The 14167-nt window shown below is 69.2% G+C and carries 13 protein-coding genes; 1 reads left to right on the top strand and 12 read right to left on the bottom strand.

Going from position 1 to position 14167, the window contains the following annotated elements:
* Positions 1-51: 51 nt before the first annotated feature.
* Positions 52-837, bottom strand: coding sequence for an LLM class F420-dependent oxidoreductase (locus EAS64_RS11015; RefSeq protein WP_145852831.1), 786 nt, complete (start codon positions 835-837; stop codon positions 52-54).
* Positions 838-935: 98 nt separating this feature from the next.
* Here EAS64_RS11015 and EAS64_RS11010 point away from each other — a divergent pair, with 98 nt between their 5' ends.
* The gene (locus EAS64_RS11010; RefSeq protein ID WP_145852830.1) at positions 936-1727 is read left to right on the top strand and encodes a class I SAM-dependent methyltransferase; all 792 of its coding nucleotides are present in this window, start codon (positions 936-938) and stop codon (positions 1725-1727) included.
* A 6-nt stretch (positions 1728-1733) separates the two neighbouring features.
* On the opposite strand, the gene EAS64_RS11005 is transcribed toward EAS64_RS11010, so the two are convergent.
* The 11 genes from EAS64_RS11005 to EAS64_RS10955 all read right to left on the bottom strand — a co-directional run bounded on the left by EAS64_RS11005 (position 1734) and on the right by EAS64_RS10955 (position 14132).
* The gene (locus EAS64_RS11005) at positions 1734-2690 is read right to left on the bottom strand and encodes an ornithine cyclodeaminase family protein (protein WP_342782037.1); all 957 of its coding nucleotides are present in this window, start codon (positions 2688-2690) and stop codon (positions 1734-1736) included.
* 165 nt (positions 2691-2855) lie between these two features.
* Positions 2856-4262, bottom strand: a complete 1407-nt coding sequence (locus EAS64_RS11000) for an NAD(P)(+) transhydrogenase (Re/Si-specific) subunit beta (RefSeq protein WP_145852829.1) — start codon at positions 4260-4262, stop codon at positions 2856-2858.
* Positions 4259-4594, bottom strand: coding sequence for an NAD(P) transhydrogenase subunit alpha part 2 (locus tag EAS64_RS10995; protein ID WP_145852828.1), 336 nt, complete (start codon positions 4592-4594; stop codon positions 4259-4261). The genes EAS64_RS11000 and EAS64_RS10995 overlap by 4 nt, the downstream gene beginning before the upstream one ends.
* The gene (locus EAS64_RS10990; RefSeq protein ID WP_145852827.1) at positions 4591-5736 is read right to left on the bottom strand and encodes an NAD(P) transhydrogenase subunit alpha; all 1146 of its coding nucleotides are present in this window, start codon (positions 5734-5736) and stop codon (positions 4591-4593) included. The genes EAS64_RS10995 and EAS64_RS10990 overlap by 4 nt, the downstream gene beginning before the upstream one ends.
* 53 nt (positions 5737-5789) lie before the next feature.
* Positions 5790-6809 carry a zinc-dependent alcohol dehydrogenase gene (locus tag EAS64_RS10985; RefSeq protein ID WP_246115626.1) on the bottom strand — a complete coding sequence of 340 codons (1020 nt, stop codon included), beginning with the start codon at positions 6807-6809 and terminating at the stop codon, positions 5790-5792.
* Between the two features lie 132 nt (positions 6810-6941).
* Positions 6942-7208 carry a DUF779 domain-containing protein gene (locus tag EAS64_RS44670; protein WP_281283233.1) on the bottom strand — a complete coding sequence of 89 codons (267 nt, stop codon included), beginning with the start codon at positions 7206-7208 and terminating at the stop codon, positions 6942-6944.
* A gap of 94 nt (positions 7209-7302) precedes the next feature.
* Positions 7303-8838: an aldehyde dehydrogenase family protein gene (locus tag EAS64_RS10975; protein ID WP_145852826.1), complete on the bottom strand. Its 1536-nt coding sequence runs from the start codon at positions 8836-8838 to the stop codon at positions 7303-7305.
* Positions 8839-8966: 128 nt separating this feature from the next.
* Complete coding sequence (locus EAS64_RS10970) at positions 8967-10487, bottom strand: GAF domain-containing protein (RefSeq protein ID WP_145852825.1); 1521 nt, start codon at positions 10485-10487, stop codon at positions 8967-8969.
* A 167-nt stretch (positions 10488-10654) separates the two neighbouring features.
* Positions 10655-12868 (bottom strand): MMPL family transporter, encoded by a 2214-nt coding sequence (locus EAS64_RS10965; RefSeq protein WP_145852824.1) that lies wholly within the window; start codon positions 12866-12868, stop codon positions 10655-10657.
* 266 nt (positions 12869-13134) lie between these two features.
* Positions 13135-13536, bottom strand: a complete 402-nt coding sequence (locus tag EAS64_RS10960; RefSeq protein ID WP_145852823.1) for a nitroreductase family deazaflavin-dependent oxidoreductase — start codon at positions 13534-13536, stop codon at positions 13135-13137.
* Positions 13537-13682: 146 nt separating this feature from the next.
* Positions 13683-14132, bottom strand: a complete 450-nt coding sequence (locus EAS64_RS10955) for a MarR family winged helix-turn-helix transcriptional regulator (RefSeq protein WP_145852822.1) — start codon at positions 14130-14132, stop codon at positions 13683-13685.
* Positions 14133-14167 lie beyond the last annotated feature (35 nt).

Genomic DNA, 14167 nt, shown 5'->3' with positions numbered 1-14167 from the left:
GCGGGCGGGGGAGCAGCAACGTGGTCCCCCGCCCGGCAGCAATCGGACGGGTCAGCCGTTCAGGCTGTCACGCCAGGCGATCCAGTCACGCAGCTCGGCAAGGTCGTAGTCGGGACCGCCCACGCCGACCGTGAACAGCGAGGCGCCGAGCTCTCGCAGCCGCGGGCCAGCCTTTTCCGGGTTGCCTCGCACGCCCACCGAGATCTCGATCTCCGCGGGGTCACGGCCGACGTCGGCGCAGTGCTGATGCAGGATAGCGAGCTTGCGCTCGAGCGTGTCCGCGTCGCCGAAGCTGTGCCAGATGTCGGCGTGCCGCGCGACAAGACGGAGCGTCTTCTTCTCGCCGCCGCCGCCGATGAGCACGGGGATCTTGCGGGTCGGCGCCGGGTTCAGCTTGGCGAGCCGCGACTCGATCCTCGGCAGCGCCTCAGCGAGGTCATCGAGCCTGCGGCCAGCCGTGCCGAATTCATAGCCGTACTCGTCGTAGTCCTTCTCGAACCAGCCCGAGCCGATGCCGAGGATGAGCCGGCCCTCGCTGATGTGGTCGACGGTCCGCGCCATGTCGGCGAGCAGTTCCGGGTTGCGGTAGCTGTTACAGGTAACCAGCGCGCCGATCTGCGCGCGCGAGGTCGACTCCGCCCAGGCGCCGAGCATCGTCCAGCACTCGAAGTGCTTGCCCTCGGGCTCGCCGTACAGCGGATAGAAGTGGTCCCAGTTGAAGACGACGTCCGCGCCGTATTCTTCCGCGTCGGAAGCGGTGCGGCGGATCGCCTTGTAGTCGGCGTGCTGTGGTTGCAGTTGCAGGCCCACGCGTACGGGCCTCACGATAGCTGTCACGTGCACCAAGCCTATGCGGCGGACCCAGTAGCCGGCGAACCCCTGGAGCTGCAGCGGGAGCGCGGTGCGGTCCGACAGCGACTTGTAACGTTGCTGTGGTGAGCGATGACACCTGGGCCAGCCTGGCTGACCGGTTTGCCGACGAGGCCTACGCCTCGGTGAAGGGTTACGTGCGCACCTACGTGATGCACCACCAGTTGCTCGAGCACCTGCCGCCGCCGCCGGCGACAGTGCTCGACGTCGGCGGCGGCGCGGGCCATCAGTCGTTTCCGCTCGCCCAGGCCGGCTACGACGTGACGTTGCTCGACTCGTCGCCCGCGATGCTCGCGAAGGCGCGGCAGCGCCTCGAGCGAATGCCCGCCGGGGCACGGCAGCGCGTGACGCTGCTTGAAGCCGACGGCGAGCACGCGGCCGAGGCGGTGCGCGGACGGTGCTTCCGGGCCGTACTGTGCCACGGCGTGCTTGGTTACCTCGACGACCCGGAGCCGCTGGTCACGCAACTGTGTGAGTGCGCTGCCGACGGCGGCATCGTGTCGATCATGACGGGCAACGCCAAGGCCGCGGCCGTCCGTCCGGCCATGGAACGGCGCTGGGACGACGCCCTGGCGTCATTCGATTCCAGGACCGAGATCGGCGTGCTTGGCGTGCTGGGCCGGGCCGACACGGTCGAGGAACTCAGCGAGCTCATGGTGAGCCGCGGCGTGACGCCACTGGGCTGGTACGGGGTATGGCTGTTTGTCGACTGGCTCGAGTTCGGCGGAACCGAGCTTGACCCTACCGATGCGAAACAGGTGGCGGCGACCGCCGCAGTCGAACTGGAGGCGAGCCGGCGCGATCCCTACCGTCAGCTCAGCCGCGTCTTTCACCTCGTGGGTCGCAAGGCCGCCTGAGCTCATTCAGGCGAGGAAGTCGAAGTGGCGCCCGATGCCTGCCCGCAGGGCCTGCTGGTAGGCGGTCCAGGCTAGGGCGAGGTCTTGCCACGGCAGCCCGACCGGCGCGTAGATCGTGATCTCGCTGTCCGATGTCCGGCCCGGGACGGTTCCGCGCAGGACATCGGCGAGGGTGCCCGCCGCGTCACCGGCAGACAGCCCCGCCGTGCCCAGTGCGCCGGAGGTAACCGCGAGGCGCGTGTCGTCGACGATGACGCGCGCGGACCGCAGCAGCGCGGCCGACAGTTCCGTCTTGCCAGGCTCGTCGGCGCCAAGCGCGGTGACGTGCGCGCCGGGCCCCATGTCGCCGTCGTCGAGCAGCGGGACCCGGGACCACGTGGCGACAATGACGATGTCCGCGTCGCGCGCCGCCTCACGCGCGTCCGCAGCGATGACCGCGGTGCGGCCGCCCGCGTGTACGGCGGCGAACGAGCTGCCACGCGCCGGGTCGACATCGCAGACGACCAGCCGGTCCACCAGGCGCAGGGCCTTCAGTCCGCGCAGCACCAGGCCAGCTTGTGTCCCGGCGCCGATGACCGCGACGGTCCCGGCGGCGGAGCCAGCCATGGCATCGGTGCCGATGGCGGCGGCCAGCCCTGTCCGCCACGCGGTCACCGTCGCGGAATCGAGCAGTGCGAGCAACTCTCCTGAAGCGATGTCATGCAGGCAGACGACGCCACGCAGCGCTGGCCGTGACGCGGGGAACTTCGCGTTGACCTTCACGGTGTAAGCGGGGATGCCCTCGACCAGCCCCGGAATCAGGGCCGTGGCGCTGCCGGGTCCCGGCAGGGCAGTGCTGACCCGTTGCGCCTCGATCCCCGACGACACCGCTGTGAATCCGTCGCGGATCGCGTTGAGACACGACGTCACGTCGAGCAGCTGGGACAGATCCGACCCGGACAGGAGCAGAGTCACGTTAGCCATTGTCCTGTCCGCGTCCACGTCCACCGCGCAGGCGGGCGGCCGGCGGCAACCGGGAAGCATTGCTTGAGGATGATCCCGTGGCTGTACGCCTGGTCAGAAGGTGAAGACCAGACGTACGGTCACCCCGGCTGGCGAGATTCCGGGAAGGTCTCCAAGCCCGGAACGTCAGCTTACGAGCGTCTTCATCGCCGCGAGCAACGTGGCAAGTCCCTTCTTCGCGTCGGAGAAGAACATCGCGGTCTTGGGATCGGTGTAGAGCTCGTTGTCGAGTCCCGCGTATCCGTGGCCGAGCGAGCGCTTGATGACAATGATGCTCTTGGCGTGGTCCACGTTGAGGATCGGCATGCCGGATATCGGGTTCCCGGGCCGCCGGGCGGCCGGGTTTGTGACGTCGTTGGCGCCGACGACCAGGGCGACGTCTGCCATGTCGAACTCGGGGTTGACCTCGTCCATCTCCTTCAGGAGCGGGTATGGCACATTCGCCTCGGCCAGCAGCACGTTCATGTGCCCGGGCATCCGGCCGGCCACCGGGTGGATCGCGTAGCTCACGTCGATCCCGCGGTCCTCCAGGTACTGCGACAGCTGGCTCATTTCGTGCTGCGCCTGCGCGGCGGCCAGGCCGTAGCCCGGCACGATGATGACCTTGCTGGCATAGCCGAGCTGGATCGCGGCGTCGTCGGCCGTGACTTGCCGCACGGAGACGTCGCCAGTCACCGCCGCGGGCTGGGCGCTGTCACCGGTGCCGAATCCGCCCACCATGATGTTGAGGATCGACCGGTTCATCGCGTCGGCCATCAGCTTGGTGAGAATGCTCCCGGACGCGCCGACGAGCGCTCCGGCGATGATCAGCACGGGCTTGTCGATCACGAAGCCTGCCATCGCCACCGCGGTTCCGGTGAAGGCGTTCAGCAGCGAGATCACGACGGGCATGTCGGCACCGCCGATGGGCAGCACCATCGTCACCCCGAAAGTCGCGGCCGCTGCGAGCAGCAGCGCGAGTGCCGCGGTGCTCGCCGGGCTGACGATCAGCCATGCACCGCCGGCCAGGAAGCCGGCCACTACCACCGCGTTGAACGCCCGGGAACCGCGGAACATCAGCGGCTGCCCGGGAATCCAGCCTTGCAGTTTCCCGGCGGCGACCAGCGATCCGGTAAAGGTGACCAGCCCGATCAGGATGTCCAGGGCGCCGGTTATCGAGGACAGGTTGGAGATGCCGACGTGCCTGTTCTGCAGGATGTCGTTAATCGCCAGCAGCGCCGCGGCGCCGCCGCCGACGGAGTTGAAGATGCTGACCAGTTGCGGCATCGCGGTCATCTTCACGGCGCGGGCCTCCCACAGGCCGGCGCCGCCGCCGACGACACCCCCGACCGCCATGACGGTCCAGTTCACCGTGCCCACATGGTGCTGTGCGAGCAGCACCACAGTGGCGATCACGGCTCCGGCCATGCCGCCCGCGGAGATCAGGTTCCCGCGCCGCGCGGTCGCCGGCGCGTTCATCAGGTGCAGGCCGAGCACGAAGCCCACCGCCGCCAGCACGTAGATCAGGCTGATGGTGAACGAAACGCCGCTCATCTCGCCGCCACCTCCTCGTCATGGTGGGCCGCCCGTGCCGCAGGCACTGCCGGCCGGCGGCGGAACATGTGCAGCATCCGGTCGGTGACCACGTAGCCGCCGACGACGTTCATCGCGGCGAAAGCCATCGCCACGGCCCCGAGCACGTAGGCGTACGGGGCCGATACGGTCGCGGTGATCACCATGGCGCCGATGAGCACGACGCCGTGAATGGCGTTCGCACCGGACATCAGCGGGGTGTGCAGGGTCGCCGGCACCTTGCTGATGACTTCGAAGCCGACGAGGACCGCGAGCACGAAGATCGTCAGATCAGTGAGCAGTTCGGTGGTCACGCCGCACTTCCTTCCTTCTCTAGCAGCGCGCGGACCGCCGCGTTCAGCAGCTTCCCGTCGTGCGCGACGACGATGGCCGCCCGCAGTTCATCATCGAGATCAATGGTCAGGGCACCGTCGCGGACGAACTCTTCAAGCGTGGCGCCGACGTTCCGCGCGTATGCGGTTGAGGCGGCCGCCGGCATCTGAGCTGGCAGGCTGCCCGCGCCGATGACGGTCACCCCGTCGCCGACCTCCACCGTGGTGTCCGGCTGCGACAGCGCGACGTTCCCGCCCAGGGGGCCAGACGCCATGTCGACCAGGACCGAGCCGGGGCGCATGCCCTTGAGTGCCTGCTCAGTGACTAGCACCGGTGGCCGCCGGCCAGGGACGGCCGCGGTCGTGATCACGATGTCGAATCCGGCGATCCGCTCGTCGAGGGCGCGCTGCTGCGCGTCACGCTCGGCCGCGGTCAGCTCGCGCGCGTAGCCGCCCGCGCCAGCCGCCTCGACGGCCGTGCCCAGGTCGAGGAACCTGGCGCCGAGGGAGGCGATCTCCTGGCGGGTTTCCGGGCGGACGTCGTATCCGGTGACGACCGCGCCGAGCCTGCGGGCGGTCCCGATGGCCTGGAGCCCGGCCACCCCGGCGCCGAGCACCAGGACGGTGGCCGGCTTCACGGTTCCGGCCGCGGTCATCATCATCGGGAGGTACCCGCCGTAGGCATCGGCCGCCACGAGCGCCGCCTTGTATCCGGCCACGCTGGCCTGCGAGGTGAGCGCGTCCATCGGCTGCGCCCGCGAGAGCGTCCGGGGAATCAGGTCAAGGCTGATCGCGGTGACCCCGGTCCCGGCGAGATCCCGGATCAGGTCCGGCCTGGCCAGCGGCTGAAGCAGGCCAAGCAGGACCTGGCCGGAGTGCAGCGCGGCGTCAATGGGTGGCGACACGCAGGCCAGCACGTCCGCGCGCCCATACACGTCGCCGGCCGTGGTGACTGTGGCGCCGGCGGCGATGTAGGCGCCGTCGGGGAACCTCGCGCCTCTGCCCGCGCCGGCCTCGATCAGCACTTCCATGCCCGCGCCGCGCAGCCGCGCGACGACGTCGGGTACCAGCGCGACCCTTCGCTCACCAGGCGTGGTCTCCCGGACCACGCCTATCGTCGTCATTGTCACGGTCTCCTCCTATCGTTTCCGTGCGCGTCGGCTGACATGGCCATGGGTCAGAAGGTGAAGACCAGGCGGGCGGGCACCTGGCCCGCTAGCACCTCTTCGATGCAGGTGTTGACGTCGTCAAGGTGCCGCTCCTGCGCGATGACCTTGGTGCGGCCCGCGGCATGCAGCGCGAACACGTCGGTGAGGTCCTTGCGGGTGCCCACGATGGACCCGATGATCGACTTCCCGCCGATGACGGTGTCGAAGATCGGAACGGTCATCTTGTCGTCCGCCGGGAGCGCGACGCACACCAGCCGGCCGCCACGGCGCAGCGATCCGAACGCCTGCTCGAATACCCGGGGCGACGTGGCGAGAGCGACCGCGACATCGGCACCGCCAAGATCCCGGATGGCCGCAACCGGGTCGGTCGTCCGCGCGTTGATCACGTGGTCGGCTCCTAGTTGCCGCGCGAGGCCCAGCTTCGAGTCCTCGACATCGACGGCGATCACCCTGCCGCCGAAGTCCCTCGCGTACTGCAGGGCAAGGTGCCCCAGGCCGCCGACGCCGAACACCGCGGCTGTCTCGCCAGGCTCGATCCTCGAAACCTTGAGCGCCTTGAACGTGGTGACCCCGGCACAGGTGAGCGGCGCGGCATCGAAGGAGGACACGGCTTCGGGAACCGTGACCACATGGCTGTCGAAGGCGAGCGCGTACTCGGCCCATGCGCCGTCCATCGAGTAGCCGCTGTTCTGCTGCGACTCGCACAGCGTCTCCCAGCCGTCGACGCAGTACGAGCAGTGCCCGCATGCCTTGCCCAGCCAGGCGATGGCAACTCGGTCGCCGACCTTGTGCAGGCTGGCATCTGGGCCGGTCTCCTCGACAATGCCGACACCCTCGTGCCCCGGGGTGAACGGCGGGTTTGGCTTGACCGGCCAGTCGCCGGCGGCGGCGTGGATGTCGGTGTGGCACAGTCCGGAGGTCTGCATCCGGATCAGTACCTGGCCGGGGCCGGGCTCAGGGACGGGAAGTTCCCGAATCTCGAGCTTGGCGCCCAGTTCAGGGACTACCGCGGCTTTCATGGTCCTCATGGCTCTTTCTCCTAACTTGGAATTGCTGGCGGGCTGTCTCGTGACCGGATTCCCGATTCTCGCTTGTCGCCACACCACGTCCTTTCTATGCTGCGGTTCACCCCGGCGGACAGGGTAATTGGTCCCTTTCCGCTATGTAGCTTGATCGGGTAGGGCGCTTGCTTCTGATCGCACCACGAAGTGCATTCCTCCGCCCGGTCCGAGCGAGAATCCCTCTGGCTCGCCTGGCGCCACGTCCAGCATCAGCTCTGCCTTATTCCATGCCTCATACAGCCGGGAATCGATATAGAAAGGGCTGCCTTCGATTTCGCCAAGGAGCAGGTCGACGTCGCCGATGATGAATTCCCCGGCCGGAAAGCACATCGGCGTGCTCCCGGCGCAGCATCCTCCGGACTGCACGGCGAATGCCCCCGTTCGGCGCGGAGGCGGATGACCGCCTCGCGCGCCGCCCGAGTCGCCGAGATCCGGGCATGCTGCCGGCTCGGCTCACCCATCAGAAGAAGCCAAGCGGCTTGCTGCTGTAGTCGACCAGGAGGTTCTTGGTCTGGCTGTAGTGGTCGAGCATCATCTTGTGGGTCTCGCGGCCGATGCCGGAGATCTTGTAACCGCCGAACGCGGCACCCGCCGGGTACTGGTGGTAGCAGTTGGTCCACACCCGGCCCGCCTTGATGGCCCGGCCGGCCTTGTAGGCGAGGTCGTAGTTGCGGCTCCACACGCCAGCCCCGAGGCCGTACAGCGTGTCGTTGGCGATCGAGATGGCCTCGTCGTAGTCCTTGAAGGTGGTGACCGCCAGCACCGGGCCGAAGATCTCCTCCTGGAACACCCGCATCTTGTTGTGACCCTTGAGGACCGTTGGCTGGAAGTAGTACCCGTCGGCGAACTCGCCGCCAACCTGGGCGCGCTTTCCGCCAATGAGCACCTCGGCGCCCTCGTTCGTGCCGATGTCCACGTAAGAGCTGATCTTGTTAATCTGCGCCTGCGACACCTGCGGGCCCATCATGGTCTCAGTGTCCAGCGGGTTGCCCTGCCTGATCTTGGCGATCCGGTCCAGGCAGCGGGCCATGAACTCGTCGTAGATGTCTTCCTGGATCAGCGCGCGCGATGGGGCGGTGCAGACCTCGCCCTTGTTGAACGCGTAAAGCACCAGTCCCTCGACGGCCTTGTCCAGGAACTCGTCGTCGGCGGCCGCCACGTCCCTGAAGAAGATGTTCGGCGACTTGCCGCCGAGTTCCAGGGTGACCGGGACGATGTTCTGGGCTGCGTACTGCATGATCAGCCGGCCGGTGACGGTCTCGCCGGTGAACGACACCTTGGCGATCCGCGGGTTTGCCGCCAGCGCCTTGCCGATCTCGGCGCCGGGGCCGGTGACGATGTTGACCACGCCGGGCGGCACGATGTCGCCGATCACTTCGGCGAGCTTGAGGATCGACCACGGGGTCGGCGAGGCCGGCTTGATGACCGAGCAGTTCCCGGCCGCGAGCGCCGGCGCCAGCTTCCATGCGGCCATCAGCAGCGGGAAGTTGAACGGGATGATCTGCCCGACGACGCCGAGCGGCTCACGGTAGTGGTAAGCGACCAGGCGCCGCTTGTCGCCCACGCCCTCGACCTCGGAGATCGCTCCTTCCTCAGCGCGGATGGCCGCCGCGAAGTAGCGGAAGTGGTCGGCGGCCAGCGGGATGTCGGCCGCCAGCGTCTCGCGGACCGGCTTGCCGTTCTCCCAGCTCTCGGCAACCGCTAGCATCTCGGCATGCGCCTCGATCGCGTCGGCGACCGCGTTGAGCACCTTGGCGCGCGCTGCTGGTGAGGTCTCGCCCCAGGCATCCTTGGCGGCGTGCGCCGCGTCCAGCGCGGTCTCCACGTCCTCGGGCGTGGAGTCCGCGACCTCGCAGATCGGCTTGGCCGTGGCGGGGCTGAGGTTGACCCGGTACTTGCCCGCGGCCGGCGGCAGCCACTTGCCGCCGATGAAGTTCTCATACCGCGGCTGCACCGTGACGATGCTGCCGGCTTGTCCTGGAGGAACGTACTTCATAGCCGTCCCCTCTCTTCCTCGAGATCTGGCAGCGAGCCCGGCGGGCTCACTTGCCGTCAATTCAGACGCTAGGGGCGGCGGGGTTGCCTGACCGTTGCATCCGGACGCCATGACGGGGGACTGAGCCGTCAATTCTTCGTGATTGCCGTCACGTCGTCGCCCCCGAGGGCGCGGGCCCGGGCAGCCGCGGCCGCGCGCTGTGGCGACCCCCCAGGCAGCTGCCTCGCGAGGGCCTGCCAGGCGGCGACGTCGTTCGTCCCCCATGCGGCGCCGACCCAGCGGCGCAGCAGCATGGCATCGCCGCTCGCGAGCACCTCTGCCCGGAGCTGCTGCTCCAGCAGGGCCCGGTAGTCCACGACGGTCGGCGCCTCGGAAGCCGGCAGCAGCGGGCCTGGGTATGCGGCGAGCGCTTCACCCACCCGGCCCGCGGCGAGCAGGCCCAGTACGCCAGCGAAGTCGGACGTGACCGGCCGCCGAAGCGCGTACGGCTGCGAGCCGAGCAGCCCCTCCCCGAGCAAGGTGCGCAGCCGCGACATCTCGGCCCGCAAAGTGACCGGATTGATGTTCGTCTCGGATAGCTCAACCGCGAGGCGAGGACCCTTGAGCCCGCCGGCTGCGAGCGCGAGGATGACGACGATCTCGCTGTGCCGCGGCCGTAGCCGCACGCTGCGCCCGTCGATCTCGACGAGGGCGCAGTCGCGGCCGAGGGCCGTCAGCCGTACGCCGGCGACCGCCGCACGTGGCCGGGCAGTGCCGGAGAAATGCACCAGCAGGTGGCCGGCCTTGCCGATGGGCTCGGCAACCAGGCCGATCTGCGTTCCGCCGGACAGCGCTCCGGTGTCCGTGGCAGCCCCGGCGAGGCAGTCCCGGCCACCCGGCGTGGCCGCCAGCAGCCGTCCGCCGGGGCTGAGCAGCGCGACAGCCGACCGCCCCGGCACATGGCGGTCCGCGAACTCCCGCCGGGCCTGCTCGTCGGCCGCCGCCACGCGGATGGCGAGCTCTGCCTCCGCGGCCCGCACGGTGGCGCGCACCAGCGCCAGCGCGTATGGGCTGGCGATGCTCGCGCCGCCGGTGATGTCCACGACGCCGAGCACGCCTCCGCCGTCCGGATCGCGGACCGGGACGGCCGAGCAAGACCATGGGTGCACGACCGAGTTGTAATGCTCGCCCGCGAAGATCTGGACGGGGCGCCCGACCGCCAGCACGGTGCCCAGCGCATTAGTCCCCGCCCCCGCCTCCGACCAGTCGGCGCCCTCGGTGAAGTTCATCCGCTCGGCGCGGTCCAGCGTGCTTTTGTGGCCCTGGACCCACAACAGGATCCCCGCCGCGTCGGCGACGGCGAAGACATGCTCGTCATCGACGGCACGCTCACCCAGCAGCTCACGGAACACCGGCAGTGCCCGGGCCAGCGGATGCCGGGACCGGTAACCCTCCACCTCATCAGCGTCCATCCGGATCACCGGCAGGCGGCGCCCGTCCGGGCTGGCGCCCATGGTCATGCAGCGCTTCCATGAGCCAGCGATCACCGGGCGCACGCAGGACGACATGCCGTGCGACGAGACAAACGTGTCATGCGCGCGTCCCAGCCGCAGCGCGGCCGCACGCGCGTCCTCACCAGCCCGCAGCGCGAGCTCACCATCCGGATGCATCGCACTCCGCAGTCAGCGCCGAACCACCATGGGAATAGCCTTTCCGCTCCCTGCCATCACGATCGCCTCGCGCACCTAGTAAACGTAGGGCCAGAGGTCCCGTCTGGCGCTTAGCGGGCACGCCCGGCATTGTGGAGCTCAGCTGCTTCCCACCAAGCCACGGCGAGCTAGGCGTGACCGGCTGGCGCGGGCAGCGGCGCTCCTGGCTGGTCGCCTGGTCCGGGCGTGCCACCCGGCTCAGGCGGCCGGGGCTGGCTGGGCGGGCGGAGCCGCGATAGCCAGCGCGGTCGATACCAGTTGCGGTCGCCGAGCAGGGTCATGACGGACGGCAGCAGCACCCCGCGGACGACGGTCGCGTCGAGCAGGACCGCGACCGCCAGGCCGACGCTGAGCTGCTTGAACTGCTGCATGGTCAGCGTGCCGAAGACCGCGAACACGGCGACCATGATGACGGCGGCGCTGGTCACCACGCCGGCCGTGCTGCGGATGCCGTGCGCGACCGCCTGCCTGGTGGCCATGCCGTGGTCGTGCCCCTCCTTGATACGCGAGACCACGAACACGTTGTAGTCCATGGACAGGCCGAACAGCACGACGAAGATGAACAGCGGGATCCACGATTCCAGGGCCCCCGGTGCCGTGGTGCCGAGCAGGGCTGCGCCCCAGCCGTGCTGGAAGACCGCGACCAGGACGCCGTAGGCGGCACCCACCGACAGCAGGTTGAGCCCGATCGTCGTGGTGGCGATCACGATCGAGCCGAACGCAGCCAGCATCAGCAGGAACGTGACGCCCATCACGAAGGCGAAGACCAGCGCGATGTGGTTCCTGAGCGTGCTGTTCCAGTCGGTCGAGGCAGCGAGATTGCCGCCGACGAGGGCTTGTCCGCCGGGGATCTTGCCGACGGTGGCCGGAACGATCGTGTCGTGCAGGGTGGTCAGCGCGCGCTGCGAGGTGGCGTCGGTGCCGCTGCCGGCCAGCGGGATCGTGATCTGCGCCAGGTTCGCGGCCGGATAGACGTTCACCTCGACCGGCTGGCCGATTGCCGGGCTGTGCCAGCGCGCCAGCGCGGCGATCGCCTGCCGGGCCGCGGGCGCCTGGATGTCGGGCGCCTTGACGACGACCAGTGCGGGCGCAGGGCCGCCGGGGAACGCCGTCATGATGCGGTCGTAGCTCTGCACGATCGGCGTGCTGGCCGGGAGCATCTGCGGAATGCTCAGCATCTCGGTGTGCAGGCCGATGACCGGCGACGCGAGCGCCAGCAGGAACCCGGCGGCGAGCGCGGCCGAAATGCCCGGCCGGGCCAGCACCCGGTCGAGCACCAGCTTCCAGAACCGGCTGCCCTCGGCCGGACGGCGGGTCCGGCGCATGAAGGGCAGCCGCCCGAGCATGACCTTGTCGCCGAGCAGCGACATCAACGCCGGCAGTACGGTCACCGAGCCGACTACGGCGATGAGCACGACAGAGATGGTCGCGACGGCGAACCCGGCGAACAGTTGCGTGCCAGCCAGGAACATCCCGGCCATCGCCACCAGCACGGTCATTCCCGAGATCAGCACGGACCGTCCGGATGTGGCGGCGGCGATCCGCAGCGCGGCCTCCCGGTCGCGTCCGCCCGCCCGCTCCTCGCGTTCGCGACGCAGGTAGAACAGGCAGTAGTCGACGCCGACCGCCATGCCCATCAGCAGCATCACCGAGCTGGCCGACTGATCAACGTGCAGCGCATGGCTGATCAGCGCGAGCAGCCCGTTGGCGGCGAGGAACGCGGTCAGCGCGAGCAGCACCGGCAGCAGCGCGGCTAGGAGCGCGCCGAACACCACGAGCAGGATGCCGAGCGCCAGCGGCACGACCGTCCATTCGGCGCGCTTCATGTCCTTCATGATCGTGTCGTTGAACCACTTGTTCGCGCTGGCCTCGCCGAACTGGTCGATCCGCACGCCCGGGTACGCGGTCCGCACTGCGGCGACCGCGTCGCTCACTGGCTGTACCCGGTCGGCCGCCTTGTTCCGATCGCCCTTCATCGCGAACTGGAGGAGCACGTCACGCCCGTTGGCGGAGGTGACCGGAGCGCGGACATCCTGTACCCGCCCGGTGGCCTCGATGCGGGATACGACCGCGTGCACGGCGGGCGCGAGGCTGGCTGTTCCCGCGCCGTGTATGAGCACGAGTTCCTGCGCCGACTGCGCGACGCCGGCGTCGGCGAGCAGTCGCGTCGCCTGGCCCGACTCACCGGTGCCGTACTCGGCCTGGGTCATGGCGACCTGTCCGGCCATGCTGCCGATCAGCATGGTCGCGATGACGAGCAGCAGCCAACTCCCGATCGCGGCGATCCGGTGCCGTGCGCTCCAGCCGCCGAGCGCGGCGGCGAGATTCAAATGTCTGGTCATGCTCCCATCCAGCATGCGTCCGCGGGTGGGCGGCCAGAGGACATAGTCGCCAACGCGGCGGACAGAAGTCCCGTCGCGCCTTGGCTCCCCGCAGGCAGTGACCGAGCCGCGGCGATAGCGTCCGGTGACCCTGGCATGTGTGGCAGTTTCGGTCGCCAGCGCGGCCTGGTGCGGATGTCGAGTGCAGCTCTGGCACCCGCATTTCGCAGATACCGGGCCCGCAGCCATCCACGGCTGCGGGCCCGGCGTGGGATGTCGCTGGGCTGTTACGGGTGGGCTTCCGGCTGCTGGCGGACCCTCAGGGCAGTTTCCACGTGGAACTGCCGGTGCATGCGCTGCTCCCTTGGCCGAAAGTAGGCGGTCGCCTCCGCCATCGGGATTACCTCGGGCTGGTCGACCTCGTAGGTGTGCCCGCTGGCCACGATGGCGGCCGAGCCCTTGCCGAGGACGTTCTTCAGCCAGTCAGTGCGCTCCCCGTACGGGAGGGCAATCAGGAACTGGTCATCATGCCGGGCCGCGATGACCGGTGTCTCGTAAGTCCGGCCTGATCGGCGCCCGACGTGGCGGACGACCGACGTGCCGGATCCTTCCTTGCCGGCTGATCTCAGGGCGACCGGCCGCATGGTCCGGGTGAACACGCGCAAGGCGTTCTGGATAGGACCTCTCATGCCCCGAGGTTCTCACCAGGCGGGGACCCGCGGTAGGGCCGAACGGCCTCAAGACGAGCGTCGCGATAGCGCCGCCGGGTGGGAATCCGGGAACTGGCGCGTTCCCCGTCTTGCAGGAGATCACGGCGCCCTTGCCGGTGCCTGGGTCAGCGGCGCATGTTGGCTGCGGCGTCGGACGCGGCCTCGGCTGCGGCTTGCAGAAAGCTGCGGACGGCATCCCGGTGTGCGGCAGGCACCTTGTCGGCGATCGCCCTGATCCGGGCGTGGTAGGCGGCCAGGCGGGCCGGGGTGCGCTCGATGGCCTGCGCGGACAGCTCGACCAGCACATATCGCCGATCGCTGGGATGGGGACGGCGCCGGACCCACCCCGCGTCCTCGAGCCGGTCGACGAGCATGGTCACCGCGCCCGAGGTGAGCGACAGGCGGTCGCCCAACTGGCGCTGGGTCAGCGGGCCGTCGGCCTCAAGGTGCTCAAGCGCGTCGAGGTCGGTCGCGCTGATGCCGGCATCGCTAGCGACCGCCGCGCGCATGCGGTCTCGTTCGAGGCCGAACCGCTGCAGGGTAGCGGCCATCAGGTCCGGTTCCAGGGTCGTCATTGATCTGAGTATAGCGAGCAGGTAAACTGCTTTGT

The organism is Trebonia kvetii (assembly GCF_007827045.1).
Lineage (GTDB): Bacteria > Actinomycetota > Actinomycetes > Streptosporangiales > Streptosporangiaceae > Trebonia > Trebonia kvetii.
The sequence above is the reverse complement of the archived record's forward strand: the minus strand, read 5'-3'. Positions and strand labels throughout refer to the sequence as shown.

Coding starts and splice junctions, on each gene's coding strand:
- EAS64_RS11005 (WP_342782037.1), bottom strand. CDS start 2,690: ATGGCTAACGTGACTCTGCTCCTGTCCGGGTCGGATCTGTCCCAGCTG.
- EAS64_RS11000 (WP_145852829.1), bottom strand. CDS start 4,262: ATGAGCGGCGTTTCGTTCACCATCAGCCTGATCTACGTGCTGGCGGCG.
- EAS64_RS10990 (WP_145852827.1), bottom strand. CDS start 5,736: ATGACGACGATAGGCGTGGTCCGGGAGACCACGCCTGGTGAGCGAAGG.
- EAS64_RS10985 (WP_246115626.1), bottom strand. CDS start 6,809: ATGAGGACCATGAAAGCCGCGGTAGTCCCTGAACTGGGCGCCAAGCTC.
- EAS64_RS10975 (WP_145852826.1), bottom strand. CDS start 8,838: ATGAAGTACGTTCCTCCAGGACAAGCCGGCAGCATCGTCACGGTGCAG.
- EAS64_RS10970 (WP_145852825.1), bottom strand. CDS start 10,487: ATGCATCCGGATGGTGAGCTCGCGCTGCGGGCTGGTGAGGACGCGCGT.
- EAS64_RS10965 (WP_145852824.1), bottom strand. CDS start 12,868: ATGACCAGACATTTGAATCTCGCCGCCGCGCTCGGCGGCTGGAGCGCA.
- EAS64_RS10960 (WP_145852823.1), bottom strand. CDS start 13,536: ATGAGAGGTCCTATCCAGAACGCCTTGCGCGTGTTCACCCGGACCATG.
- EAS64_RS10955 (WP_145852822.1), bottom strand. CDS start 14,132: ATGACGACCCTGGAACCGGACCTGATGGCCGCTACCCTGCAGCGGTTC.